Here is a 23,670-nt window from a genome sequence, read left to right as displayed (position 1 = left end):
CTATTGAGTATTCAGCAATTCGTTCATCCCGGTTAACGCGAAGATGGCGGCCTGTTCTATAACGGATTCGCAATCGCCGGTAAACTGTTTCACCTGCGTATGGATCTTTTTATCAAGCGTAACCCACCCGAACCAGACGGTGCCGGCCGGGGTGCCGTCGGGTCCGTCCTCCGGCCCGGCGTAGCCGCTGACCGACAGGGCGAGATCCTCACCCGCGACCTCCAGCGCGCCCGCGGCCATCTCTTTCACCACCTGTTCGCTGACGGCGGTATGGGTTTGCAGGGAATGCCATCCGACGTGCAGGACTTCATGCTTGGCGCTATCGGTATACGTTATGAAGCCGCGAGTGAAAAAATCGCCGCTGCCGCCCACGGCGCACAGCGCCATGGCCACCAGGCCCGCCGTGCAGGATTCCGCGGTGGTCAGTATCAGCCGATTGCGGCGTAATGTTTCAGCGAGGGTGCCGGCGGCGGCGTTAAGTTGTGAATTCATCGTTCAATTTTCCATAAGCCTGTGGCGCTGCTATTTATATTATAATATCGACGCGACGCGATAAGTGCCGGCGTTATGAATTATCGCATGGCGAAGCTGCCCGGATTATAAAAAATTCATGGGCTGCTGATAGTTAACATCAGCAGCCCATTGACATAGGCTAACGGCAAGCCCTGCTGGCGGCATCATTATTTTTTGGTGCTGCTTTTCCCTTTGGCTTTATCGTCTTTTTTATCTTTGTCGTCGCTTTTGGCTTTCGCCGGCGACTTCGTTTTTTCAGAAGGTTTGTCCTTTACGGGCGCTTTGTCTTTTGAGGGGGCAAACGTTCTCTTACCTTCATGATATAGTGTCATTTTAACTCCAATGCATTAGGTGATGATTTGGTAAGAAAATTACAAAGTGCTGATGACCGCAAATAAACAACAGGCACTTTTATTCCAGTAACCTTATTAGTTTAGACCGGGCGCGGGTTAACACAACTTTATTTTATCCCTGCAATCGGGACGGCTGGATTGAAGCAAATGAGGTTATGTTTAATAATAGACCCTGCTCCCGGCGCGCTCGCATAACGCTCTTCCACCTTGCACTGAGGATAACGCCTTGCTGCCGACTCTACAATTTATCAGTGAGCTTCTGAAGCTTATCCATAGCCTGTTCAGCTAAGGGCCCCATGCCACCCGCCCCGGCACTATTATCGGCGGCGGGCGAGGTGTCGCCGGCGCTAATCTCTTTTTTCAGCCTGATTGCGCCCCGCTTGTTTGGCCTGGTATAACGCAATATCGGCACGATCGATCAGCGCGTCCAGGTTTTCCATCTGCCGATATGCGGCAACGCCACAGCTGACCGTCGCTTTTATCACCGCGCGCTCGGTAATCACCTCCGACTGCGCGATATCGCGGGCCAGGGTTTCCATGCGCCGTAGCGCGTCGTCGCCGTTGCATCCGCCCAGCAGCACCAAAAACTCGTCGCCGCCCCAGCGGCAAACGAAATCGGAGCGGCGCAGCGCGTTCTGGATGAGCCGGGCGATATGCTGGATAACCCGGTCGCCCGCGCCGTGTCCGTAACGATCGTTGATCTGCTTGAAATGATCGATATCAATGATTGCCATGGACAGCGGGCCGTTTTCCGCCATCTTTTGCCCCCGCAGACGCTGGAATCGGTACTCAAACGACTGCCGGTTCATAATGCCGGTCAGTTTATCGGTGGTGGCCATGGACTCGAGCCGGCGCTGGTAGCCGCCGATGGTCAACCATAACAACAGAAGAAACAGCGCGCTGACGCCGGCCCCGATGCCCAGGTTCTTGAGCAGCGTCATAAACAGCACCCGCTCCAGCGGATGTTCGCTTTGCTCCACCATCAGGTACCAGTCGAATTCCGGGATGAGCCGGGTATTGAGCAGCACTTTCCTGCCCTGGTAATCATATTGATAGCTGCCGCCCGGCACGGTAAGAATCGACGTCGCGAGCGGACCCAGTCCCGGCTGCAACCGAATCTGCAGCGGCCGTTTAAACGCGGCGCCATGCAATATCACCGATCCGGTTTTATCAACAAAATAAATGGTGCGGTTATAGCGGCGCTCATATTTTTCAATCAGGTATTTGACCTTTTGCACCGACAGGCCGATGCCGGTAATGCCGATAAAATTGCCTTGGTAATCCATGACCTTATGATTAACAAAGATATCCAGATGGGTCCGGTCCTCGGGATCGGGACGCGCGTCGATAACATATGGCTTATCGTCCGCCGTGGCTTTGATCTGGAAATACCAGCGATCTTTCTCCGCCTGCTCGGAGACGGTTTCCAAAACCCGCTTGGGGTCATAATAGCGCCGGGTTTTATCAGAGATAAAAAAGGAAAAAATAGTGTCGAAACGCCGGTCGATCTCGCTCAGATACCGGATCATCGCCGCCGGATCCCGCTCGCTATCCACCAGTACCCAGTCACGGACAAAGGTGTCATGGGCCATTAGGGAAGAAATAAATATCGGTTTCAACAGGTCTTGCTGAATCTCGGAATAGACGTTGTCGCTGGTCAGCGGTAATGTGTTTTCTTCAATTTCATCGTTAAGCGATTGTCTGGCCACCTCATAGCTGCTCCAGCTGATGATCAAAAACGCGGTGAGCAGCATCAGGGTAAATAAAATAATAGCCCGTGTTTTATTCAACCAATGCGGGTTGTTCATCAAGTTCACCTGGTGCGTCATATTCTTGCCATAGAGAGTGCGTTAATAGCGCGCGCCTGTCACGTCACAAATCCCGATCGGCCGTCATCCGTCGGTGGAGCTTGCCGCCGTTAAGGTTTATCCTAACGGCATCCTTAATACTTGTGCGGGAGCCGCGGATGTTTATCGTTGATTTGACCTATGAAGAGCCCATTGAAAAGGTCGAGGCGCTGCTGGAAGCGCACCTGGCCTGGCTGCAAAAATATTTTGCCACCGGTGATTTCGTGGCCTCCGGCAGGAAAGTGCCGCGCATCGGCGGCATCATTCTGACGCGGACCCTGGCGCGACCAGACCTGGATAATATCCTGGCGCAAGATCCCTTCACTGAAGTGGCCAATTACAGCATAACCGAGTTTGTTCCTTCCACCACCAGCGCACCGCTGAGCGTCCTGCGCACGCTATGATACCCGCCGCCGCCGTGGACATCGTCCCACGGCGGCGCGTCTATATCCGTTGCGAATTTCTGTGATATCGCTCAAAATTTCAACTTAATATTGCCGGTCCGCCAGCCAGGGGATTTTTGAGATAGTCATCACAGCGTTCTTTAAATGGCTGCCAGATTATTTTCCCCCATGGCCATGCGGCAAAGACATCGCGCCCAAAACGCGGAAAAAAACAGCAATCCGTAAGACCTTTCCCACCGGCGCGGCCATTGCATTCTTTCGGTGCCCGGAGTAAAACTTTTATCCAATGCGCAACAATAACCCTACAATTTCTTAATGGAGTTGCAGCAATGGCAATAAAACAGCAACAGATGTATATCGACGGCGAGTTTGTCTCCCACCGTGGCGATAAATGGATTGATGTGCTTAACCCCGCCACCGAGGAAGTGATATCCCGGATACCGGACGCGGACGTGAACGATGTGCGCAACGCCATCGACGCCGCCGAACGGGCGCAGCATGATTGGGAAGATTTACCGGCGCAGGAGCGGGGCGTGTGGCTGCATAAAATCGCCCACGGTATTCGCGCCAGGGAGCGGGAGCTGACCGATATTATCGTGGCCGAAGGGGGCAAGACCCAGGGCCTGGCCAAGACCGAGGTATTGTTTACCGCCGATTATCTCGATTATATGGCCGAATGGGCGCGCCGCTATGAAGGCGAGATTATACAAAGCGACCGGCGTAACGAGAATATTTTCGTATTCAAAAAAGCCATTGGCGTCACCACCGGCATCCTGCCCTGGAACTTTCCGTTTTTTCTGGTGGCGCGTAAAGCGGCGCCCGCGCTTATCACCGGCAATACCATCGTGGTGAAACCCAGCCAGCTGACGCCGAATAACGCCATTGCCTTCGCCGGCATCGTACACGAGGTGGGTTTGCCCCGCGGCGTGTTCAACCTGGTGACCGGCCGGGGTTCGGTGGTGGGCCAGGAACTGGCGGCCAACGCGAAGGTCGGCATGGTGAGCCTGACCGGAAGCGTGGCGGCGGGCGAGCAAACCATGGCGGCGGCGGCGAAAAACATCACCAAGGTTTCGCTGGAGCTTGGCGGCAAGGCACCGGCCATCGTGATGAACGATGCCGATCTGGATCTGGCGGTGAAGGCGATTGTCGCCTCCCGCGTCATCAATACCGGGCAGGTCTGCAACTGCGCCGAACGGGTCTATGTGCAGGAAGATATCAAGGATGACTTTATCGCCCGGCTGACCACGGCGCTTGAACAGGTGACCTTTGGCGATCCGTCCCGGGAGGAAAACCTGGATATGGGCCCGCTGATTGACGCCAGCGCGCTGCAAAGCGTGCAGGATAAAGTGGATAACGCCGTGGCCCAAGGCGCCAGAGTGGTCACCGGCGGCGGGCGCGCGGGCGATAAGGGCTATTTTTTCCGGCCCACCCTGCTGGTGGATGTACAGCATAAGATGGATATCATGCATGAGGAGACCTTCGGCCCGGTGCTGCCGGTCGCCACCTTCCGCACCCTGGACGAGGCGGTGCGGATGGCCAATGACTGCGAATTCGGTCTGACCTCATCGATTTATACCACCAACCTGAATACCGCCATGACGGCGATTAAAAAACTGAAGTTTGGCGAAACCTATATTAACCGGGAAAATTTCGAGGCGATGCAAGGCTTTCACGCGGGCTGGCGCAAGTCGGGCATTGGCGGCGCGGACGGCCGCCACGGGTTGGAAGAGTACTTGCAGACCCATGTGGTATACCTGCAATTTCAATCCTGAGCCATTTACGCGGCGCCGGCACATTGAGTATCGGCAAAGGCGGTGGTTTTTCGCCCGCCGGCCGCCGTCGGACCCGGGATAAGCGACGAGGTAACCATGTCAGATAAACCGGTGCTGTTTATGGCCTGCCCGCTGTTTGCGCAAGCCCATGACTTATTGAATGCCCATTTCACCCTGCGCCATACCACGGAAGGCACGCTGGCAGGCTCCCTGGCGGCATTGTCCGCCATGACCGACGTGGAGGCGATACTGATTTCCCTGGCGATGCCGCTTGACCAGCAGGCCATTGAACGGCTGCCGCGCTCCGTCAAGGCTATCTGCACCTATTCGGTGGGGACCAATCATATCGATCTGGCGGCGGCCAAAACGCGCGGCATAAAAGTCTTGTTTACCCCGGATGTGTTAAGCGAGTCCTGCGCCGATACCGCCCTGCTGCTGATGCTGGGCGCGGGCCGGCGCGCGCTGGAAGGGCTGCGTCTGCTGAAGGGCGGCGATTGGCCTGGCTGGGCGCCTGACCAGCTGCTGGGCAAGGATGTCTGGAACCAGCGCCTGGGGATCTTCGGCATGGGGCGCATCGGCCAGGCCATCGCCCGGCGGGCGCGCGGCTTCGATATGGAAATTCACTACCATAACCGGCTCCGGCTGCCGCCCGCGGCCGAACAACACGCCGTATATCACGATTCCCTCGCCGCGCTTGCCGCGCACAGTGATTATTTTTGTATTGCCTGTCCACCCGCCCCCGAAACCCGGGGCGTGGTGGATGCCGCCCTGCTGGCCCGGTTGCCCATGGGCTCGGTGGTGGTTAACATTTCACGCGGAGACATTATCAACGATAACGCGCTTATCGCCGCGCTCAACGATGGGCATGTGGCCGCCGCCGGACTGGACGTTTTCGCCGGCGAACCGGAAATCCACGCCGCCTACCGGCAGATGGACAACGTATTCGGCCTGCCGCATCTGGGCAGCGCCACGCTTGCCACGCGCCTGCGCATGGCGGCGCTGCTGCGCGACGGCCTGACGGGGTTGCTGGCGGGCAGGACGCCGGCCAATGCGGCCAACTGAGCCTTTCCCGCCTTATCCGCAGGCCGGAGTGTGTTACGCCTGGGGTTTGGGCGCATCCAGCAACAGTTTTTTATGCAATTCGGCGGCCAACACCTCTATGCGCTCGCTCAGGTTTTTGGTCAGGGTGGTCAGCTCGGTATTCTGCTCAAGCAGGGTCATGATTTGCGCCGAGGTTTGCGCCGCCCGCTCCTGGCGTTCGGCATTGGCGACGGCCAGCGCCTCGCGATGCTCGGCATCCGCGTCGGAATGCGCCTTGTCCCGCTCCGCCTGGCGCGTCTGGGCCAGCAGGATAAGCGGCGCCGCGTAGGCGGACTGAAGACTGAACGCCAGGTTAAGCAGGATAAACGGATAGATATCGAATTTTGCGAAACCGAAGGTATTGATGCATACCCAGGCGACAACAATAAGCGTCTGCGCCCCTAAAAACATCGGCGTGCCGAAGAAGCGGGCGAAACCCTCCGCCTTGCGCGCGAACCAGCCGTTGCCGAACGGCGCCGACAGATGGGCGTGACGGCGGTGAAAACGCAGGTGATCGATCTTTACGGGAGTGCCGGCGGGCGCCGCTTTGGGCGCGGTGGCTACAGCCTGTTTTTCCATGGTTTTTCTCATCCCAGACAATGATGCTTTTCATGCTGATGCTAGCGGTAATGCCACAGCCCTGGTACCGGGCCGTCGGCGCATGCGCCCATTATAGTGGCCGGCGCGCGCAAACGGGCACATATAATATGTAACCGGGCGACAGCCCGGTTCGGCTTGACGCCACATCGTCGGGGGAACAGGAAGACTTACCGCGGCCCGGGCAAGATCGGCGCGCCGCACGCGGGGGCGGGCACTTTTCTTATCAACACGTGATCATGTTTTTGCCGCTTGCAATAGCGATAGGCGGAATACGTCAGCGGCCAATACTGCTCATGGTGGCCGCGCGTAAATTTCATGGCGGTTTGATGGCTGAAATTCACGTCGAAATTAACCATAATCTTTATCTTTCTGCTCCACTCCATTCCCAGTTTACTGATGCGTCGCAACAGCATGGTTTTCATTATTCCCGCCAAAAGCTGCGCGTTTTTGTTATGGCGCAAAGACAGGGTTTTAAACCCCGCCACATCGTTTCGCTGGACAAATTGCTTCACCAATGCGTTGGTATCGTGCCATAACCCGTCGCCAATGTGCAGCCTGCCAGGGCTGTTTTTGATCAGCATATTATGTCCGCACCCCCCATTTCGACACGACGTACGGCATTTTTCTATTTTTTTAATCAGTTGTAATTTCAATGATATAAAATCATAATTATCACGTAAAAAATTACGCCACGACCTCAGCAGGATTTTGGCCGTCGCATAGTCGATACCCGTCAATTTGTTGAATTCCAGCACCTTACGGCGTGAAATGGCGATACCACGCTTTATGCCTTTTATTATTTTATAATTTTGCTGGGCGGGGAAAATCCCCAGCGACTGATTAAGTTGCTCGATGGAGCATTTCATCACGCCGTCCCGGCTGTCAAGATTGCGGACATTATCAAATCCATAGACGAGCGAAATCCGTTTATTCAGCGGCAGTTCAGGGTTGGCCGCAGGCTTGAACGCGCGGCTGTTATTTGCGACATAGACCACTTTATCCAGCGTTTTATCATCCGCATTTTGCAAATGATTATGTTGGTCGATAATATTATTAAGTTGATTTCTATTTTTTAAATGGATATTAATTTCCGAGATAAAATTAACCATAAAAATTCCTTCTAAATGAATAATATCTAATTATAACAATTATATTGATATTTATTTCCCGTTTTTAATGTCGCAGGTCTGCCAATGAGAATATTAATTAAAGTATTTTACTCATAAATTTTGACCGGATATAGTCATATAATAGAATTAGATTATTAAACAGCGGTTGTAGCGTCGCGTTTTCCGGCGGACTGCGCGCAGTAGGACTCCAGGATCGCCTGTATCAGGGGGCCGAAGCGTTCCTGTAAATCGTCATGACGTGGGGTATTGCGCACTTCCACGCCTTTGCGTTCACTGCGGACCAGGCCGGCTTCACGCAGAATTTTGAAGTGCTGGGACAAGGTGGATTTCGGCACGGCGCGATCGCTGACCGCAAGAAAGGCCGAACAGGGCTGGGAGCACCCGGCACGGACTATCTCGGCAAAAATATAGGCGCGCACGGGATCGGACAGGGCGTGCAGGATCCCCTCCACGGTAATGTCTTCAGCTGCGGGATGCATTATCGGTCTCATAAAATATTTATACCCGATGGTTGACAACTTGTCCAATAGTTCATACTTTACGAACTAACGTAGTTCATTAATTCCGAACTAACGCACTTAATCTTTCACACCATCGGGAGTCCGCTCATGAGTCAGTTGCAAGGTAAAGTCGCCGTCGTTACCGGCGCATCCAAGGGCATTGGCGCCGGTATCGCCAAAATCTTTGCCGCCGCCGGCGCGTCGGTCGTGGTCAACTATGCCTCCAGCCGCGACGATGCGGATAAAGTGGTCGCCGCCATTGTCGCCGACGGCGGCAAGGCCATCGCCGTGCAGGGCGACGTGGGCAACGCGCTTGACGTCCAGCGGCTGTTCAGCGCCGCCCGGGAGGCCTACGGCGCCCTTGACGTATTGGTCAATAACGCCGGGGTTTTTGCTTTCGGCCCCCTGGAGGAGGTCACCGCGCAGGAGTTTCACCGCCAGTTCGATATCAATGTGCTCGGTACTATCCTGTCGACCCAGGAAGCGCTAAAGTACTTTAATCCCCAGGGCGGCAGCGTAATCAATATCAGCTCGGTGATCAGCACCACCCCTACCCCCGGCTCCACCATCTATGCCGCGACCAAGGGGGCGATTGATACCCTGACGATTGGGCTGTCCAGAGAACTGGCCGGACGCGGCATAAGAGTGAACGCCATCGCGCCGGGCGGCGTGGCCACCGAAGGGGCGGGCGCGGCGGGTATTTTAGGCAGTGATTTTGAGAAAGACCTGATTGCGCAAACGCCGCTGGGCCGCTTCGGCCAACCGGACGACATCGCCAAAGTCGCGCTGTTCCTGGCTTCCGACGCGTCGGCCTGGCTGACCGGCGAACGCATCAGCGCCTCCGGCGGCTTGCGCTAACGCCCGGCGCCGGCTTTTACCCGGCCCGGCGCAACGCGCCAACGTCCGGCCACCATGACCCGGCGCGGCGCGCCTGTGGCCGGGCCACCCATTTTTTCAGGCGGCGGCCCCACGCCGTCCGCCAATCGCCAGAAAGGAGTTATCCATGCCAGCCTATTTTGTCGCGGTACGTGAAGCGGTAAATGACCCAGAACAAATGAAAATCTACGGCGAGAAAGCGGAAAAAAGCGCCGCCGTTCATCAGCCCGTTCCCCTGGCGCTGTACGGGCGTTTGCGCCATACCGACGGCGGCGCGGTGGAAGGCGCGGTAATCCTGGAATTTCCCACCTTTGAGGCGGCCGAAGCCTGGTATGATAGTCCGGAGTACCAAGAGGCGGTGGCGCACCGGTTTCGCGGCGCAACCTACCGGACATTTATCATCCAGGGCGTGACCGGCGAATAACGCTCGTTCACCTGGGGGGACGGGCGATGAAAGTGATGATCTGGGGCGCCACCGGCATGGTGGGACAGGGCGTGCTGCGGGAATGCCTGCTGGCTGACGACGTGTCGGCGGTCATCGCGGTGGGACGATCGGCGCCGCGCGTGGAGCATGCCAAACTGCAGACCCTGATTCACACCGAGCTGTTGCGTTATGACGATATTGCCCACCGGCTCGGCGGCGTCGACGCGGCGTTTTTTTGCCTCGGGGTGAGTTCGGTGGGCATGGATGAACCGCGCTATACCACCATTACCCATGATATGACCCTGGCCGCCGCACAGGCGCTGGCGCGGGTAAGCCCGGCGGCGACCTTTGTCTATCTCTCGGGCGCCGGGGCCGACGGCACGGAAAAAAGCCGCACCATGTGGAAGCGGGTGCGCGGCGGCACAGAAAACGCCCTGCAACGTCTGGCGCTGAAAGCGGTGTATATCGTCCGCCCGGGCATTATATTGCCGCAACACGGCGCGCGCTCGAAAACCGCGCTGTACCGGCTGCTATACCTGCTGCTGGTGCCGGTGGCGACCCTGCTGCGCCCGCTGTTCCCGCGCGACATACTGACCACGGAAACACTGGGACGGGCGATGCTTAACCTCGCCCGCCGGGGATTTTCCCGTCCGGTGCTCGAAACCGGCGATATTTATACTGTTTCCCGTCTCCCCGTCTCCATCCTGAAAGAATGATCCCGTTCGGGCGCTGACAAAACCATGTGACTGACACAATCGGTAATGTATGATGAATTCATTATTACCCCCTGGGGCAGTCCTATGCTAGACGTTCTCATCAAGGCATTTTCATTCATTTTCATTATCGTGGTCGGTTATCTGTTGAAGCGGTACGGCGTATTACAGCGTTCCGATAGCATAGCCTTGTCGAAAATAATGATGAACCTGACCTTGCCCGCGGCGGTTATCACCGGTTTCGCCAGCTTTGAGGTCGAACATTCCCTATTGGTGCTGGTGCTGATTGGTTTTGTTTGTAATGTTCTGTTGCTGTCGGCCGGCTTTTTTATCGCCCGCAAACGCAATAACGAGACCAAAGTGTTTTATATGATTAACTCGCCCGGCTACAATATCGGGTGTTTTACCCTGCCTTATGTGCAAAGTTTCCTCGGTCCGGTGGGCATCGTCGCCACCTGTCTGTTTGACGCCGGCAATTCGGTTATCTGCACCGGCGGCAGTTATGTCGCCGCGTCCAATGTCATCGGCATCAGTACCGGCTTGAAAAATACGTTCAAGCGTTTGTTTTCATCGATTCCATTCGACGTTTATGTGCTGTTGCTGGTGGCGGCCTTGTGCGGCTACCATTTACCCGGCCGGGTAATCATCATGACGTCGATTATCGGCAACGCCAATCCTTTCATCGCCATGCTGATTATCGGCATGATGCTTGAAATCAATATCAACCGGTCGCAGTTGAAAGACGTTTATAAAGTCCTGGCGCTGCGTTATGGCGCCGGCGCGGTCTTTGCCGCGCTGTTCTACTATTGCACCCCGCTGCCGCTTGAAATTCGCCAGGTGCTGGCGGTGGCGGTATTTGCGCCGGTTTCCTCCCTGGCGCCGATGTTCACCTCCAGGTGCAGTTCCCTGGGCTCGGTATCGAGCTTTACCGGATCCTTGTCGATATTTATCAGCATTATCATCATCACCACCCTGCTGACGCTGATGCAGGTCTAAACGCGAAGGAGAACAGTATGCAGATAGAAGGTAGTATCGCACTGGTGACCGGGGCGAACCGGGGGCTGGGCAAAGCCTACGCCGAGGCGCTGCTAAACGCGGGCGCGGCCAGGGTATACGCGGCGGCGCGCGATCCCGCGACCATTACCGACCCAAGGCTTACGCCGGTAAAGCTGGACGTGACCTCGGCGGCCGACGTTGCGGCGGCGGCGCTCGCCTGCGCGGATGTCAATATCCTGGTCAACAACGCCGGCATCCTGCTGAAAAGTCCGATGCTGGCGCCGGGATCCGGCGACGCCATGCGCCGGGAAATGGAGGTCAATGTTTACGGCCTGCTGGCGATGATCACCGCCTTTGCGCCGGTGCTGGCGAATAACGGCGGCGGCGTTCTGGTCAATATGCTTTCCGTGGTGAGTTGGTTCACCTCGCCGTTTAACGCCACCTACGGCGCGTCGAAACATGCGGCGCTGTCGGTTACGGACGCGGCGCGGATCCAGCTGCGGGCGCAGGGAACACGGGTTATCGGCGTCTACGCCGGTTTTATCGATACCGATATGACCACGGACATCACCGCGCCCAAGGTGTCGCCCGCGCAGGTGGCGGAGCAAACGCTCGAGGGGATACGCCAGGATCGGGAACATGTGCTGGCCGATAAGCGCGCCCGGGATGTGTGGGATAACCTCAGGCGGGATCCGGCATCGATAGAGGCACAGATGCAGCAGCTGTGGGATCAGCGCCCGTCATGAGGGGTGCGGGGTTTACGCCGTCGCCCCGCCGGCGGCGACAAAGTGAACGCTGACCGCAAACTGCGTTAGCGCCGCCGTTAAACGGCCCGGGTCGCGCACCAGATCCTGCGGCAGCACCACCGCCGCCGCGCCGTTCAGCAAGGCGCTCCAGACTTCCAACTGGTAGGTACTCCCGGTGGCGTCGGCGAGGCATGCCACCCGATCGTCGGAATTTACCCTCATGTCCGGGCGATTAACCACCTGATCGACAATGCCGCGCGCGCCCAGTTCCCGATTGGCGGGCCACCCGGTTTGCGCCATCACCAGCAAATGGGTGCGCTGCGCCGCCCAGGCCGGCATCGGGTTGAAATCAAGGTCATTACCGTCACCCACCGCGATATCTTCCAGGATAATGTTGGCGGTGCCCAGCGTCCGCCGCCGCGAAGCGGCGTCGGTCAGGGTAAAACTCACCCGCCATTGGCGCAGAACGTCGGCCAGCCGATCGTCCGGCAGCCTGACGTCCAGCGGCGCCACGCTGCCCCCGGCCAGGATAATCGCCACCTGGGCGGTTATGTGCTCGATGCCCGGCGCCAATAATACCGCCACCGGCGTGTTGTGTCCCACGCCCAGCCGGCGCAGGTGCGTGGCCAGGGATCGCGCGTCGCGCGCGAGCTCGCCGTAGCTCAGGATGCGATCCAGCGTGATAATCGCCGGTTTACTTTTGTTCAGCGCGGCCTGGCGCAAAAAAAGCTCGTTCAAAATGCACTCCTGCGCCGGCCCGCCGGTGAAACGCGGGTGATTGAAACGGACCGCGGAATGAATCGGTAACTGAACCATAGGGGTACCTGCGCTCTGGGGTGGAGTTAATAGTATGAGCTAAATGGTGTTGCAGATTTATTAAATAAGGTAAAAATTATCGTTCTGTGAGTATTATCGCAGATAAGGTCCGAGGAAATAGCGGCGCTTTGATAATAAATGCTTTTTTGTTTATTTTTCCACTCCGGCGTTCAGCACAATTCATCATTTCTTAATGCGTTTTGGGCAATATATTACCCCCGTCATTTACTGTAACCATTATTGGGTCAGAGGCAACCACGCCCAGCCGGTTAAGGCCGGCGATTAGCGCGGGCATTGATTCGCCGCCGTGGCGCATGGCGGATAAAGTCTGCCACGGCACGCGGTCAAAGACGGGCAACGTAACCGGGCCGATATCCCGGCCCGGTTACGTTGCCCGCCAGACTTCAAGCCGCGGGTGAGCGGGCTTGCCGCCTTCCCGCGACCCGACGTCCGCAGGGTATATATGGTTATTAATTATTGACCGGGATAACCGCGCCTTTATATTTTTCGCGGATCCAGTCCTGGATGGCCTTGGAATGAAGAACCTTGACCAGGGCTTTTATATCCGGTTTGTTTTCATCGCCGCGATGTACGGTGATAATATTGGCATAGGGGTTATTTTCACCGCTTTCCACGGCAATGGGATCTTTCACCGGGTTAAGTCCGGCATCAATGGCGTAATTGGCGTTTATGACCACCGCGTCGCCCTCATTATTGTTATACATCTGCGGCAGTAGCGATCCCTCTATATTCGGCAGAAACTGCAAATGCTTTGGATTCTCGGTAATATCGGTAATCCGCGCGTCCACTTTGCTGACGCCGGGTTTCAGTTTGATCACGCCCTCGCGTTCAAAAATCGACAGGATGCGGCCTTCTTCCGCCACCGAGTCGCGCATGATCACTTTGCCGTTTTGCGGCAGCGCCTTCAGGCTTTTGAATTTTTTCGAATAAATGCCGATGGGCTCGATGTGGATGGCGCCCGCGCTGACAAAATCATAGGTCTTGTCGCCGGCGTGATCCTTGAGCACGCTGTTGAGGTAGGGCACATGCTGGAAATAGTTGGCGTCGATATCGCCGCTGGCCAGGGCGGTATTGGGCAGGATGTAGTCCTGGAAAGGTTTGATTTCAAGATCGATGCCTTGTTTGGCCAGGATAGGTTTGGCCTGTTCAAGTATCTCGGCGTGCGGCACGTTGGAGGCGCCGACCCTCAGGGTATCCGCCTGGGCCGACAGGCTCAGAACGGCCAGGGTGGCGGCGGCAAGTAATGTCAGTCTTTTTTTCATGATGTGATATCCCGGTCTGTTTAACGTTTATCAAGCAGTGAGGTAATGACGTCGCCAAGCAGCTGGATAACAAACACGATGATAAGAATCATCACGGTCGCCACCAGCGTGACATCGTTATGGTTTCGTTGGAATCCTTCCAGGTAGGCCAGGTTGCCCAGCCCGCCGGCGCCGATCACCCCGGCCATGGCGCTGTAGCTGACCAGCGCTATCAGGGTAACGGTAATGCCCGATACCAGGGCGGGGGAGGACTCCGGCAGTAAAACGCGAAAGATCAGGGTGCCGACGCGCGCGCCCATGGCGCGTGACGCTTCAATCACGCCTTTATCCACTTCGCGCAGTCCAATCTCCACCAGGCGGGCGTAAAACGGCGCGGCGCCGACAATCAGCGCCGGCAGCGCCGCGTTGGCGCCCAGAATGGTGCCGATAAGGATTTTGGTAAAAGGAATCAAGAGCACAATCAAAATAATAAAGGGAATGGAACGGAACACATTCACCAGCACCGAGATGGCGCCATAGATGCCCCGATGGGCAAACAGGCCGCCGCGCGCGGTGAGGAACAGCGCCAGCCCCAGGGCGATGCCCAGGACAAAAGTCGCCAGGCCGGATAAGGCGGTCATATACAGCGTATCCGCGGTGGCCGCCCACAGCTGGTCAAGGCGCAGATGGGGAAACAGTGACTCAAGCATGTTTTACCACCTCGGTGGCGATGTCGTGGCCGGCTAAATCAGCCAGGATCGCGGCCAGGCGGGCTTCATCGGCCGCCACATGCAGCCACAGTTCGCCAAATACGCCGTTGGCGGTTTGGGTCATCTTGCCGTGCAGGATATTAAACGGCAGCTGGTAGCGCAGCGTCAGCTCCGCCACCACCGGCTGATGGGTGCTAAGGCCGACAAACGTCAGTTTCAGGATGGCGCCGGGCAGGTTTTGCACCAGCAGCGGGTTAAAGCCCTGCTCAATCTCGTGATACTGGCTGACCTGCCTGACAAATTGCCGGGTGATTTCCTGCCGGGGATGGGTAAACACCTCCAGGACCTCGCCCTCCTCCACCACGCGCCCCGCCTCCATCACCGCCACCCGTTGGCAGATTTTTCGCACCACGTGCATCTCGTGGGTAATCAGGACGATGGTCAGGTTTAGCTTGTGGTTAATATCCAGCAGTAAATCGAGAATACTGTCGGTGGTCTGCGGATCCAGGGCCGAGGTGGCCTCGTCGCACAGCAACACCTCGGGATTGTTGGCCAGCGCCCGGGCGATGCCCACCCGCTGCTTTTGCCCGCCGCTAAGCTGCGAAGGGTAGGCGTTTTCCCGGCCCTGCAACCCCACCAGCGCCACCAGTTCCGCCACGCGTGCGGTGATGGCCGCTTTGGACGCGCCGGCAATCTGCATGGAAAACGCGATGTTCTCGCGGACCGTGCGCGACCACAGCAGGTTAAAGTGCTGGAAAATCATGCTGATCTTCAGCCGCGCCTGGCGCAGCTGTTCACCGCCGGCGCGGGCAATATCCTGGCCCGCCACCCACACCTCGCCGGAGCTGGGCTTTTCCAGCCCGTTCAGCAGCCGCACCAAGGTGCTTTTGCCCGCGCCGCTATAGCCGACAATACCGTAAATCTGGCCGCGCCCGACGCGCAGGCTGACATTATCCACCGCCACGATCGGCGCGCTACCGCCGTCAAATATCTTGCTCACGTTCGTCAGCACGATCATAACCCTGAGATCCTTAGTACCGCTGCCGGGACTGCGCTAATGTGATGATTAATTTCACTGATTATTTTTTAATCATTATTTGAGATGCTTATAATGTCCGGAATAGTAGGTGAAGCGTCGTCCGGTCAGAAGAAACAATAAAATATGAGATATATTTTATTCTTCTATATATAAGGCAACGGCCGGTTTATAACGCGTTTATTGAAGCCGGCGGATCTCTTAGCTTTATTTAGTATAAACTTAGCCAAGTTTGTTATTTGGTTATGCGTTTTACGGCAATCAATATTTGAATATATCCGTTCTGCTGGCGCCCTATTTCCCTGATATTGGCTCTCATGTTTAGCCCGAGGGACTCGCCATGCAGCAAAAATACCGTTCTCACTCCAGGCATCATCGTATCGCCGGGGTAAACCAGCCCCGAGTACCGTTGCTGGCGCTGACGCTGGCACTGCTCGGCGCCGCCGCCGGCGCTTCGGCGGCCGACAATAGCGCTGCGGTACAAGGCGGCACGCTGATCTACCTGGAGCAACAGGCGCACACGACGCTTTACCCGCCGGCCGGCGGTTTTTATCCCAACGGCGGCATCCTGAACCAGATTACCGATAAGCTGACCTATCAAAATCCGCAGACGCTGGCCATCGAGCCATGGATTGCCGAATCCTGGACCAGCAACGACGACAAAACGCAGTACACCTTTAAAATCCGTCCCGGCGTGACCTTTTCCGACGGCACGCCGCTTGACGCCAACGCGGTGGCCAAAAATTTCGATACCTATGGCCTTGGCGATAAAGAACATCATTTGCCGGTATCGGAGGTGATTAATAACTACGATCACAGCGAAGTGATCGATCCGCTGACGGTGAAATTCGTCTTCAAGCAATCGTCGCCCGGTTTCCTGCAGGGCACCGCCACCATCGGCTCGGGGCTGGTGTCGCTCGGCACGCTGGCGCAAAGCTTCGATGCCCTAGGCGACGCCCGCCATATCATCGGCTCCGGCCCGTTCGTGGTCAGTGGGGAAACCCTGGGCCGCGAGGTGGATTTGAGCGCGCGCCCGGATTACCGCTGGGGACCGAAAAACCTGCAGCAGCAGGGACGGGCCAATCTTGACGGCATCAAGTATCTGATCACCCCGGAAGACAGCGTGCGCATCGGCGCGCTGCTGGCCGGCCAGGCCGACTTTATCCGCCAGGTGCAGGCCTATGACGAGAAACAGGCCACCGATCAACGCTTTGTCATTTACGCCGCGCCGACGCGCGGCGTCAACGACGGTATCTCTTTCCGACCGGATAACCCGCTGGTGGCCGATGTGCGGGTCCGCCAGGCGCTGTTGCACGCCACCAACGGCAAACAGATCGTCGATACCCTGTTTTCACCGCATTATCCCCAGGCGACCTCGGTCATCGCCGCTCCGGCGGCCGGTTACGTCAACCTGGCGGATAAACTGACCTTTGACCCGCAGCTGGCGAAGAAACTGCTTGATGACGCCGGCTGGGCGCCGGGCGCGGACGGCGTGCGCCAGAAGGACGGCCGGCCGCTGGCGCTGGCCATTTATGAGTCGCCGCCGCAGCCGCAAAATAAGGAAGTATTGCAGTTGGTGGCGCAGCAGTGGAAACAGGTGGGCGTACGGCTGAACATTCTGGCCGGCGATGCCGGCAGTAAGATCGCCGATAGCCTTGACCCGCTAAAAACCCCGGTCAATGTGGTGGAAGTGGGCCGCGCCGATCCGGATGTGATCAAAAGCCAGTTCTATCCCGCCAACCGCGACGCGCTGCTGCAAAAAGGCGGGCTCAGCAGCAAAACGACCACCTTTAGCGACGAGAAGCTGAACGCGCTGCTGGTGGCCATTTCAGCGGAAGTAGACGGGCAAAAGCGGCTGCGGCTGGCGGGTGAAGCCCAGCGCTATCTGCTCGAACAGGCCTACGTTATCCCGATTTTCGAGGAGCCGCAGGTGTTTGCCGGCGCGCCTTATCTGAAGGGCGTCAGCTTCGAGGCGGTGGGGCGGCCGTCGTTTTACGGCGCGTGGCTGGAAAAACACTGAGCCCGACCTGCGGGCTTAACCAGGGGAGGCCAGAATGAATCGTTATGTTGCCGCACGGATCGGACAGGCGCTGTTGGTGCTGTGGGCGGCTTTTACCGTCTCTTTTCTGTTATTGCAGGTGCTGCCGGGGGATGCGGTCCTTATCAGGTTCCAGGATCCGGATATGGGCCTGAGCCCGGCGCAAATCGCCGATATACGCGCGGCGTACGGCGCCGATGTCTCCTTATGGCAACAGTATCTGCACGCGGCGGGCAATGTGCTGCGCGGCGATCTGGGTTATTCGGTGCAGGCCGGGGTGCCGGTAACGCAACTGCTGGCCGCCAATCTGCCGCCCACGCTGCGCCTGGCGACGGCCGGTTTCCTGCTGGCGGTGGCCCTGGCGCTCGGCATGGCGTTCCTGTCAAGCCTGACGGCGTTCAACTGGCTGCGCTCGCTGCTGCGCGCCCTGCCCTCGCTGTTTATTTCCGTCCCTACCTTTTGGCTGGGGATCGCCTTAATCCAGCTGTTTTCCTTCCGGCTTAAGCTTATTCCGGTGATTAATCCCGGCGAGTGGCAAGGGCTTATCCTGCCGGTTATCACCCTGGCGTTGCCGATTGCCGCCCCGCTGGCGCAGATACTGACCCGCGGAATCGACGAGGTGCAAACGCTGCCTTTCGTGGCGGTGGCGCGGGCCAAGGGTGGGAGCCGCGGCGGCGTGCTGTGGCGCCATGTGGCGCGCAATGCCGTCCTGCCCGCCCTGACCATGGCCGGACTGCTGCTCGGCGAGCTGATTGCCGGCGCCCTGATAACCGAAACGGTGTTCGGCCGCGGCGGCCTGGGCCATTTGACCTTGCTGGCGGTCAATAACCAGGACCTGGCGGTACTGCAGGCCATTGTGCTGATTTCAAGCGCGGCGTTTGTCGTCATCAACCTGGCGGTGGATTTAGTCTATCCGCTACTCGATCCCCGTCTTAAAGCGCCAGAGAGAGTCGCGTCATGAGCAGTTTACCTTTACCCACGCCCTCGCCGTCCCCCGCCGTCCCGCCGCCGTCGGCCGGCGCCGGCCACCCGGTCCGGCGTACGCGGGCGCGTTTGCCCATGTTCAGGCCGGGCCTGCTGCTGGCCTGGCTGGTGATCGCCGTGGTGATCTGCTGGGCGCTGGCGCCGGGGCTGTTTACCGCCTATAGCGGCACCGAGGGCATCCCCGGCGCCCAGCGGCTGGCGCCGGGCGCCGGCCATTGGCTCGGCACCGACCAGTTGGGACGCGATCTGTATGCCCGCATCGTGTACGGCGCGGCGTTTTCGCTGTCAGGCGCGCTGGTGGCGGTGGCGGTGGGACTGGCATTGGGCACGGCGCTGGGCGCTGCGGCCGGCGCCGCCGGCGGTTTGGCCGAAAGTCTGATAATGCGTTTTATCGATGTGCTGCTGTCGATACCGGGCCTGCTCTTATCGCTAAGTATCATTATCCTGCTGGGTTTCGGCACCGTGCATGCCGCCATCGCCGTAGGCATCACCTCGGTGGCGAATTTTGCCCGGCTCGCCCGCTCGGAGGTGGTGCGGGTGCGCCACAGCGATTACGTCGAGGCGGCCTATGGCAGCGGCGGCACTTTCGGCGCCGTCTTGTGGCGGCATATCCTGCCTAATTCGCTGTCGGCGGTTATCGCGTTTTCCGCCCTGCAGTTCGGCAGCGCCATCCTGGCTATTTCCACGCTGAGCTTTCTGGGTTATGGGACGCCGCCGCCGACCCCGGAGTGGGGACTGCTGATAGCCGAAGGGCGCAATTATATTTCCACCGCCTGGTGGCTGACCACCTTTCCCGGCGTGGTGGTGGTGCTGGTGGTGCTGTCGGCCAACCGTATCAGTCAGTCTTTTTCAAGGAGCCGCCGATGAGCCTGCTGCATGTTTTACCCGGACCGGGACGCAAGCCCGCCGCCGCGCGGGATGATGCGGCGCCGGTGCTGGAGCTGGATGATGTCTGCATCGCCTATGATGAGGCGGGAGTACGCCTGCGCGTGGTGCATAACGTCACGTTTCGCATCCGGGCCGGCGAGGTGGTGGCCCTGGTGGGCGAGTCCGGCTCGGGAAAAACCACCACCGCCCAGGCAATTATCGGCCTGCTGGCGGACAACGGCCGGCTGGAACAGGGCGGCATCCGCCTGAACGGCGTCGACATCGCCCGCTGGCCGCAGCGCCGCCTTGACGCCCTGCGCGGGGCGCGCATCAGCCTTATCCCGCAGGATCCAACCAGCTCGCTTAATCCGGTCAAGACCATCGGCGGCCAGGTGGCTGAAATACTGGCCATCCATGAGCGCATGCCGCGCCGGGAGCGCGATGCGCGGGTGATTGCGCTGTTATCCCGCGTCGGCCTGTCGCATCCGGAGCTGCGCGTCCATCAATATCCTCATGAACTGTCCGGCGGCATGAAACAGCGGGTGCTGATTGCCATCGCCATAGCACTGCGCCCGGCGCTGATTATCGCCGATGAACCCACCAGCGCCCTGGACGTCACGGTACAAAAACGTATCCTCGACCTGATAGATGAGCTGCGGCGTGAATTCGGCACCGCGGTGCTGCTGGTGACCCACGATCTGGCGCTGGCGGCGGAGCGCGCCGATCGCCTGCTGGTGTTCCGCCACGGGCGGATACAGGAACAGGGGCCGGCGGCGGAGGTTTTGCGCGCGCCCAAAAACCCCTATACCCGTCAATTGTTTAACGATGCGCCGGCGCTGTCCGCGCGCCATCGGTCTCCCCCGCCCCGGCAGACCGGGTCGCCCATGGCGATCGTCGCCGAGAATATCAGCAAAACCTTTGCGCTGGGCGGTAAAAACGCCACGCCCCTGCGCGCGGTGGACCAGGTATCGTTTTCAGTGGCGCCGGGCACTACCCATTCGCTGGTGGGTGAATCGGGTTCGGGCAAAACCACCCTGGCGCGTATCCTGCTGGGTTTCCAGCGGCCGGGCGCCGGCCGGGCATTTATCGACGGCACCGATATTACCGGCCTTGAGGGCGAGGCGCTGCGCCGGTTTCGCCAAAAAATACAGCTGGTCTACCAGAATCCGTTCAGCTCACTGGATCCATCGCAGCGCCTGTTTAACATTATTGAAGAGCCGTTGCGCAATTTTGACCCGCTGAGCACCAGCGAACGCCGCCGTCGGGTAGAGGAGATGGCCGATCGCGTCGCCCTGCCGCCGGCGCTGCTCAATCGCCGGCCGCGCGAGTTGTCCGGCGGCCAGCGCCAGCGGGTGGCCATTGCCCGCGCGCTGATCCTGCGCCCGCGCATCCTGATCCTTGATGAAGCCACCTCGGCGCTGGATGTAACGGTACAGGCGCAGATCCTGGCGCTGCTGCAAGAATTACAGCAGCAGTTGGGGCTGACGTATTTATTTATTTCCCACGATCTCGCCATCGTGCGCCAGATCTCCCACAGTGTTTCCGTACTGTATAAAGGCCGCCAGGTGGATGCCGGCCCCGTCGGTCGCATCTTCAGCCGGCCCGGCGATGAGTACACCCGGGAATTGATTAATGCCATACCGGGCCGGCGGCGGGATGCCGGCGCCGCGCGGCCCTATCCAGGAGCGATTCATGAGCACGACCGTTAACCATGCCAATGCGGGAAACACCAGCGGGATAAAGCCGGACGCGGCGGGCGTGGCCGCCGTCGCCAACCGCGCCGCGCCCGCCAAGCGATTGGGCTTTTTTACCCGGCTGCTCGATGAGGTTAATCCACAGCAGCGATATCGTCTGGCCACCGAACAGATCCTCCATGCGGAAGCCCTGGGTTTCGACTCGGCCTGGGTGGCCCAGCATCACTTTCATGAAGCCGAGGGCGGCCTGCCCGCGCCGCTGGTATTCCTGGCGCACGTGGCGGCGTTGACCCGCCGTATTCGCCTGGGTACCGGCGTGATTACCCTGCCGATGGAGCTGGCGCTGCGGGTGGCGGAGGATACCGCGGTGCTGGATCTCCTGGCGCAAGGACGCCTGGAGGTCGGCCTGGGATCCGGCGGCACGCCCACGTCTTTTCCACCGTTCGGCCTGCAAAGCGGCGAGCGCGGCGCCGTTTTCGGCGCCAACCTGGCCATCCTGTTGGCGGCCTGGCGTGGTGACGCCATCGGCGCCGGCGGCAACCGGCTGTATCCGGCCGCCCCGCAGCTGGCGGCAAGGGTTTGGCAGGCGACGTTTTCGGTAGACGGCGGCGCCCGCGCCGGCGCGGCCGGCGACGGACTGATGCTCTCGCGCACCCAGCCCCGTCCGGAGCGCACGCCTGATTTGCCGCTGGACGCGATCCAAAATCCCATTATCGACGCTTACCTGGACGCCTTGCCCGACGGCGTGGAGCCGCGCATCCTTGGCTCCCGCACCGCGTTTGCCGCCGACGACGGCGACCAGGCGCGCCGGTTGGCGGAAAAAGGGCTGCGCCGGCAGGCGGAAAACGCCCGCGCCTCCGGGCAATCCCTGCACGGCGACCGGCTGGAGGATTTTATCGCCGCCTTCGATGTCCATCTCGGCACACCCGGCCAGGTATTGGCGGCGCTGCGGCAGGATACTGCCCTGGCGCGGGTGACCGATTTGGCTTTCCAGGTACATTCCATCGATCCGCCCCATGCGTATATTCTGCGTTCACTTGAGCTGATTGCCCGTGACGTTGCGCCGGGGCTGGGCTGGACACCGCCGGCGCCGAGCAAAACCGATGCGCCGGTTACTTCCACACAGCCATTTTCTTCACAGGAGAGGTTATGACCGACACCCTGACAAACGAGGATGTACTCGACCAACTGGCGGCTATCGCGCCGGATTCCCCCCTGGCGGCGGCGCGCCTCACCCGCGACGCGGCAACCCGCCATATCCAGGGCAGTTACCGGGCGCTGTTTACCGTCGGCGACGGGATTGATTTTTCACTGCCGGCGCGGCTGGAGGTGGCGCGGCAGGTCGCCTTGTGGCACGGCGACAGCCGCCTGGCCGACTTCTACGCCCGCAGCCAGGCGCCGCTTGCGCCCGCGACCCGCGGCGCCAGGCTGGAGGCCGCGCTGGTCCACGCCCAGTTGCTCAGCCATCGTCCCGCCGCCGCCAGCGCGGAGCATCTGCTGGATTTGAAACGGGCGGGATGGTCCCCGGACGCTATCGTGACGCTGTCGCAGCTGATTGCGTTTGTGAGTTTCCAAAGCCGGCTGCTGCGCGGCTACCGGCTGATTAACGGGCAACCGGTGGATACGCCCTCGGATCAGGCGGCGCCGGCGGGCCGCTGGCGTACCGTCGGCCACACCCGGGGCGGGCGTTCCGCGCCGCTGGCGTTTACCCAGAAGGAACTGGGCTGGGAGCCGTGGCTTGCCGCCAAAAAACTGACCGAATTCACGCCGCAGCAGCAAGCCACCCTGGTCAATAACGGCCATGCCGACTCCGACTATTTTCGCCTGCTCGGCCGTAACCTGCCGGTGCTGGAACAGCGAACGCTGACCGACAAAGGCATTTTTTATACCTCCGGCGGCCTGGCGCGCAAAGAGCGGGAGCTGGCGGCAGCCGTGGCCAGCAAAGTGAACGGCTGTCTCTATTGCGCCTCGGTGCACGCCCGCAAGGCCGCGCAACTGTCGAAACAGCCGGAAGACGTGCAGCGGCTGCTGGACACCCCGCCGGGCCTGGCGCTCAGCGACGGACAGTCGCCGCGCTGGCGGGCGGAAATTGATTTTGCCGCCGCCCTGTCCGCCACCCCGGCCACGGCCGGAGTACAACAGCTGACCCGGCTGCGCGAACTGGGATTAAGCGATGTGGAACTGCTGGATTTGGTGCAGGCCACCGCCTTCTTCGCCTGGGCCAATCGGCTGATGCTGACGCTTGGCGAACCGTTCGACGAGTAGAGGCGATAAAAACCACGGCCCGCGCATGGGGAGCGCGGGCCGTG

At 59.3% G+C, this 23,670-nt stretch carries 24 protein-coding genes; 14 read left to right on the top strand and 10 right to left on the bottom strand.

What is annotated here, in order from left to right; genetic code table 11:
• The 3 genes from VGC33_RS04400 to VGC33_RS04390 all read right to left on the bottom strand — a co-directional run bounded on the left by VGC33_RS04400 (window position 1) and on the right by VGC33_RS04390 (window position 2,674).
• A complete protein-coding gene (locus VGC33_RS04400) occupies window positions 1-492 on the bottom strand; it encodes a CinA family protein (protein ID WP_331119449.1) in 492 nt (163 codons plus the stop codon).
• A 188-nt stretch (window positions 493-680) separates the two neighbouring features.
• The gene (locus VGC33_RS04395; protein WP_331119447.1) at window positions 681-845 is read right to left on the bottom strand and encodes a hypothetical protein; all 165 of its coding nucleotides are present in this window, start codon (window positions 843-845) and stop codon (window positions 681-683) included.
• Window positions 846-1,213: 368 nt separating this feature from the next.
• Entirely contained in the window at window positions 1,214-2,674 is a 1,461-nt protein-coding gene (locus VGC33_RS04390; RefSeq protein WP_331119445.1) for a sensor domain-containing diguanylate cyclase, read from the bottom strand.
• A gap of 158 nt (window positions 2,675-2,832) precedes the next feature.
• On the opposite strand from VGC33_RS04390, the gene VGC33_RS04385 reads away from it, so the two are divergent.
• The 3 genes from VGC33_RS04385 to VGC33_RS04375 all read left to right on the top strand — a co-directional run bounded on the left by VGC33_RS04385 (window position 2,833) and on the right by VGC33_RS04375 (window position 5,951).
• Window positions 2,833-3,117 (top strand): YciI family protein, encoded by a 285-nt coding sequence (locus tag VGC33_RS04385; protein ID WP_331119443.1) that lies wholly within the window; start codon window positions 2,833-2,835, stop codon window positions 3,115-3,117.
• A gap of 329 nt (window positions 3,118-3,446) precedes the next feature.
• Window positions 3,447-4,889: an aldehyde dehydrogenase gene (aldA, locus tag VGC33_RS04380; protein ID WP_331119441.1), complete on the top strand. Its 1,443-nt coding sequence runs from the start codon at window positions 3,447-3,449 to the stop codon at window positions 4,887-4,889.
• A 96-nt stretch (window positions 4,890-4,985) separates the two neighbouring features.
• Window positions 4,986-5,951 (top strand): 2-hydroxyacid dehydrogenase, encoded by a 966-nt coding sequence (locus tag VGC33_RS04375; RefSeq protein ID WP_331119439.1) that lies wholly within the window; start codon window positions 4,986-4,988, stop codon window positions 5,949-5,951.
• 33 nt (window positions 5,952-5,984) lie between these two features.
• Here VGC33_RS04375 and VGC33_RS04370 read toward each other — a convergent pair whose 3' ends face one another.
• The 3 genes from VGC33_RS04370 to VGC33_RS04360 form a co-directional block, all read right to left on the bottom strand.
• Window positions 5,985-6,548, bottom strand: a complete 564-nt coding sequence (locus tag VGC33_RS04370; RefSeq protein WP_331119437.1) for a DUF1003 domain-containing protein — start codon at window positions 6,546-6,548, stop codon at window positions 5,985-5,987.
• A 188-nt stretch (window positions 6,549-6,736) separates the two neighbouring features.
• Window positions 6,737-7,678 (bottom strand): hypothetical protein, encoded by a 942-nt coding sequence (locus VGC33_RS04365; RefSeq protein WP_331119435.1) that lies wholly within the window; start codon window positions 7,676-7,678, stop codon window positions 6,737-6,739.
• A gap of 155 nt (window positions 7,679-7,833) precedes the next feature.
• On the bottom strand, window positions 7,834-8,178 hold the full coding sequence (locus VGC33_RS04360; RefSeq protein WP_331119433.1) for an ArsR/SmtB family transcription factor: 345 nt from the start codon (window positions 8,176-8,178) through the stop codon (window positions 7,834-7,836).
• A 129-nt stretch (window positions 8,179-8,307) separates the two neighbouring features.
• On the opposite strand from VGC33_RS04360, the gene VGC33_RS04355 reads away from it, so the two are divergent.
• The 5 genes from VGC33_RS04355 to VGC33_RS04335 all read left to right on the top strand — a co-directional run bounded on the left by VGC33_RS04355 (window position 8,308) and on the right by VGC33_RS04335 (window position 11,954).
• Window positions 8,308-9,057 (top strand): SDR family NAD(P)-dependent oxidoreductase, encoded by a 750-nt coding sequence (locus VGC33_RS04355; protein WP_331119432.1) that lies wholly within the window; start codon window positions 8,308-8,310, stop codon window positions 9,055-9,057.
• 145 nt (window positions 9,058-9,202) lie between these two features.
• On the top strand, window positions 9,203-9,499 hold the full coding sequence (locus VGC33_RS04350; RefSeq protein ID WP_331119430.1) for a DUF1330 domain-containing protein: 297 nt from the start codon (window positions 9,203-9,205) through the stop codon (window positions 9,497-9,499).
• Window positions 9,500-9,525: 26 nt separating this feature from the next.
• Window positions 9,526-10,215: an NAD(P)H-binding protein gene (locus VGC33_RS04345; RefSeq protein ID WP_331119428.1), complete on the top strand. Its 690-nt coding sequence runs from the start codon at window positions 9,526-9,528 to the stop codon at window positions 10,213-10,215.
• Between the two features lie 84 nt (window positions 10,216-10,299).
• A complete protein-coding gene (locus VGC33_RS04340) occupies window positions 10,300-11,208 on the top strand; it encodes an AEC family transporter (protein ID WP_331119426.1) in 909 nt (302 codons plus the stop codon).
• Window positions 11,209-11,225: 17 nt separating this feature from the next.
• The gene (locus VGC33_RS04335; RefSeq protein WP_331119424.1) at window positions 11,226-11,954 is read left to right on the top strand and encodes an SDR family oxidoreductase; all 729 of its coding nucleotides are present in this window, start codon (window positions 11,226-11,228) and stop codon (window positions 11,952-11,954) included.
• Window positions 11,955-11,966: 12 nt separating this feature from the next.
• On the opposite strand, the gene VGC33_RS04330 is transcribed toward VGC33_RS04335, so the two are convergent.
• The 4 genes from VGC33_RS04330 to VGC33_RS04315 all read right to left on the bottom strand — a co-directional run bounded on the left by VGC33_RS04330 (window position 11,967) and on the right by VGC33_RS04315 (window position 15,760).
• Entirely contained in the window at window positions 11,967-12,692 is a 726-nt protein-coding gene (locus tag VGC33_RS04330) for an AMP-binding protein (RefSeq protein WP_331119422.1), read from the bottom strand.
• A gap of 548 nt (window positions 12,693-13,240) precedes the next feature.
• Complete coding sequence (locus VGC33_RS04325; protein ID WP_331119420.1) at window positions 13,241-14,053, bottom strand: MetQ/NlpA family ABC transporter substrate-binding protein; 813 nt, start codon at window positions 14,051-14,053, stop codon at window positions 13,241-13,243.
• A gap of 20 nt (window positions 14,054-14,073) precedes the next feature.
• Window positions 14,074-14,742, bottom strand: a complete 669-nt coding sequence (locus tag VGC33_RS04320; RefSeq protein WP_331119418.1) for a methionine ABC transporter permease — start codon at window positions 14,740-14,742, stop codon at window positions 14,074-14,076.
• Window positions 14,735-15,760 carry a methionine ABC transporter ATP-binding protein gene (locus VGC33_RS04315; protein WP_331119416.1) on the bottom strand — a complete coding sequence of 342 codons (1,026 nt, stop codon included), beginning with the start codon at window positions 15,758-15,760 and terminating at the stop codon, window positions 14,735-14,737. Before VGC33_RS04315 ends, VGC33_RS04320 begins: the two co-directional genes overlap by 8 nt.
• Before the next feature lie 358 nt (window positions 15,761-16,118).
• Between VGC33_RS04315 and VGC33_RS04310 the strand changes: the two genes are divergently transcribed.
• Genes VGC33_RS04310 through VGC33_RS04285 form a run of 6 tightly spaced genes read left to right on the top strand, consistent with a single transcriptional unit; the run spans window position 16,119 to window position 23,626 of the window.
• Window positions 16,119-17,798, top strand: coding sequence for a TIGR04028 family ABC transporter substrate-binding protein (locus tag VGC33_RS04310; RefSeq protein ID WP_331119414.1), 1,680 nt, complete (start codon window positions 16,119-16,121; stop codon window positions 17,796-17,798).
• 34 nt (window positions 17,799-17,832) lie between these two features.
• Window positions 17,833-18,777, top strand: coding sequence for an ABC transporter permease (locus VGC33_RS04305; RefSeq protein WP_331119412.1), 945 nt, complete (start codon window positions 17,833-17,835; stop codon window positions 18,775-18,777).
• Window positions 18,774-19,667: an ABC transporter permease gene (locus tag VGC33_RS04300; protein ID WP_331119410.1), complete on the top strand. Its 894-nt coding sequence runs from the start codon at window positions 18,774-18,776 to the stop codon at window positions 19,665-19,667. The genes VGC33_RS04305 and VGC33_RS04300 overlap by 4 nt, the downstream gene beginning before the upstream one ends.
• Window positions 19,664-21,376 (top strand): dipeptide ABC transporter ATP-binding protein, encoded by a 1,713-nt coding sequence (locus VGC33_RS04295; protein WP_331119408.1) that lies wholly within the window; start codon window positions 19,664-19,666, stop codon window positions 21,374-21,376. The genes VGC33_RS04300 and VGC33_RS04295 overlap by 4 nt, the downstream gene beginning before the upstream one ends.
• Window positions 21,360-22,514: a putative FMN-dependent luciferase-like monooxygenase gene (locus VGC33_RS04290; RefSeq protein WP_331119406.1), complete on the top strand. Its 1,155-nt coding sequence runs from the start codon at window positions 21,360-21,362 to the stop codon at window positions 22,512-22,514. The genes VGC33_RS04295 and VGC33_RS04290 overlap by 17 nt, the downstream gene beginning before the upstream one ends.
• Window positions 22,511-23,626: an alkylhydroperoxidase domain protein gene (locus VGC33_RS04285; RefSeq protein ID WP_331119404.1), complete on the top strand. Its 1,116-nt coding sequence runs from the start codon at window positions 22,511-22,513 to the stop codon at window positions 23,624-23,626. Before VGC33_RS04290 ends, VGC33_RS04285 begins: the two co-directional genes overlap by 4 nt.
• Window positions 23,627-23,670: the final 44 nt, after the last annotated feature.

Source organism: Acerihabitans sp. (assembly GCF_036398755.1).
Lineage (GTDB): Bacteria > Pseudomonadota > Gammaproteobacteria > Enterobacterales > Enterobacteriaceae > Acerihabitans.
The sequence above is the reverse complement of the archived record's forward strand: the minus strand, read 5'-3'. Positions and strand labels throughout refer to the sequence as shown.

Excerpts from the sequence above, each read along its gene's own strand:
- VGC33_RS04335 (WP_331119424.1), top strand. The coding sequence starts at position 11,226 with ATGCAGATAGAAGGTAGTATCGCACTGGTGACCGGGGCGAACCGGGGG.
- VGC33_RS04340 (WP_331119426.1), top strand. The coding sequence starts at position 10,300 with ATGCTAGACGTTCTCATCAAGGCATTTTCATTCATTTTCATTATCGTG.
- VGC33_RS04400 (WP_331119449.1), bottom strand. The coding sequence starts at position 492 with ATGAATTCACAACTTAACGCCGCCGCCGGCACCCTCGCTGAAACATTA.
- VGC33_RS04310 (WP_331119414.1), top strand. The coding sequence starts at position 16,119 with ATGCAGCAAAAATACCGTTCTCACTCCAGGCATCATCGTATCGCCGGG.
- VGC33_RS04295 (WP_331119408.1), top strand. The coding sequence starts at position 19,664 with ATGAGCCTGCTGCATGTTTTACCCGGACCGGGACGCAAGCCCGCCGCC.
- VGC33_RS04375 (WP_331119439.1), top strand. The coding sequence starts at position 4,986 with ATGTCAGATAAACCGGTGCTGTTTATGGCCTGCCCGCTGTTTGCGCAA.
- VGC33_RS04350 (WP_331119430.1), top strand. The coding sequence starts at position 9,203 with ATGCCAGCCTATTTTGTCGCGGTACGTGAAGCGGTAAATGACCCAGAA.
- VGC33_RS04325 (WP_331119420.1), bottom strand. The coding sequence starts at position 14,053 with ATGAAAAAAAGACTGACATTACTTGCCGCCGCCACCCTGGCCGTTCTG.
- VGC33_RS04355 (WP_331119432.1), top strand. The coding sequence starts at position 8,308 with ATGAGTCAGTTGCAAGGTAAAGTCGCCGTCGTTACCGGCGCATCCAAG.
- VGC33_RS04300 (WP_331119410.1), top strand. The coding sequence starts at position 18,774 with ATGAGCAGTTTACCTTTACCCACGCCCTCGCCGTCCCCCGCCGTCCCG.
- VGC33_RS04370 (WP_331119437.1), bottom strand. The coding sequence starts at position 6,548 with ATGGAAAAACAGGCTGTAGCCACCGCGCCCAAAGCGGCGCCCGCCGGC.
- VGC33_RS04315 (WP_331119416.1), bottom strand. The coding sequence starts at position 15,760 with ATGATCGTGCTGACGAACGTGAGCAAGATATTTGACGGCGGTAGCGCG.
- VGC33_RS04385 (WP_331119443.1), top strand. The coding sequence starts at position 2,833 with ATGTTTATCGTTGATTTGACCTATGAAGAGCCCATTGAAAAGGTCGAG.
- aldA (WP_331119441.1), top strand. The coding sequence starts at position 3,447 with ATGGCAATAAAACAGCAACAGATGTATATCGACGGCGAGTTTGTCTCC.
- VGC33_RS04290 (WP_331119406.1), top strand. The coding sequence starts at position 21,360 with ATGAGCACGACCGTTAACCATGCCAATGCGGGAAACACCAGCGGGATA.
- VGC33_RS04395 (WP_331119447.1), bottom strand. The coding sequence starts at position 845 with ATGACACTATATCATGAAGGTAAGAGAACGTTTGCCCCCTCAAAAGAC.
- VGC33_RS04320 (WP_331119418.1), bottom strand. The coding sequence starts at position 14,742 with ATGCTTGAGTCACTGTTTCCCCATCTGCGCCTTGACCAGCTGTGGGCG.
- VGC33_RS04365 (WP_331119435.1), bottom strand. The coding sequence starts at position 7,678 with ATGGTTAATTTTATCTCGGAAATTAATATCCATTTAAAAAATAGAAAT.
- VGC33_RS04360 (WP_331119433.1), bottom strand. The coding sequence starts at position 8,178 with ATGCATCCCGCAGCTGAAGACATTACCGTGGAGGGGATCCTGCACGCC.
- VGC33_RS04305 (WP_331119412.1), top strand. The coding sequence starts at position 17,833 with ATGAATCGTTATGTTGCCGCACGGATCGGACAGGCGCTGTTGGTGCTG.
- VGC33_RS04345 (WP_331119428.1), top strand. The coding sequence starts at position 9,526 with ATGAAAGTGATGATCTGGGGCGCCACCGGCATGGTGGGACAGGGCGTG.
- VGC33_RS04390 (WP_331119445.1), bottom strand. The coding sequence starts at position 2,674 with ATGAACAACCCGCATTGGTTGAATAAAACACGGGCTATTATTTTATTT.
- VGC33_RS04285 (WP_331119404.1), top strand. The coding sequence starts at position 22,511 with ATGACCGACACCCTGACAAACGAGGATGTACTCGACCAACTGGCGGCT.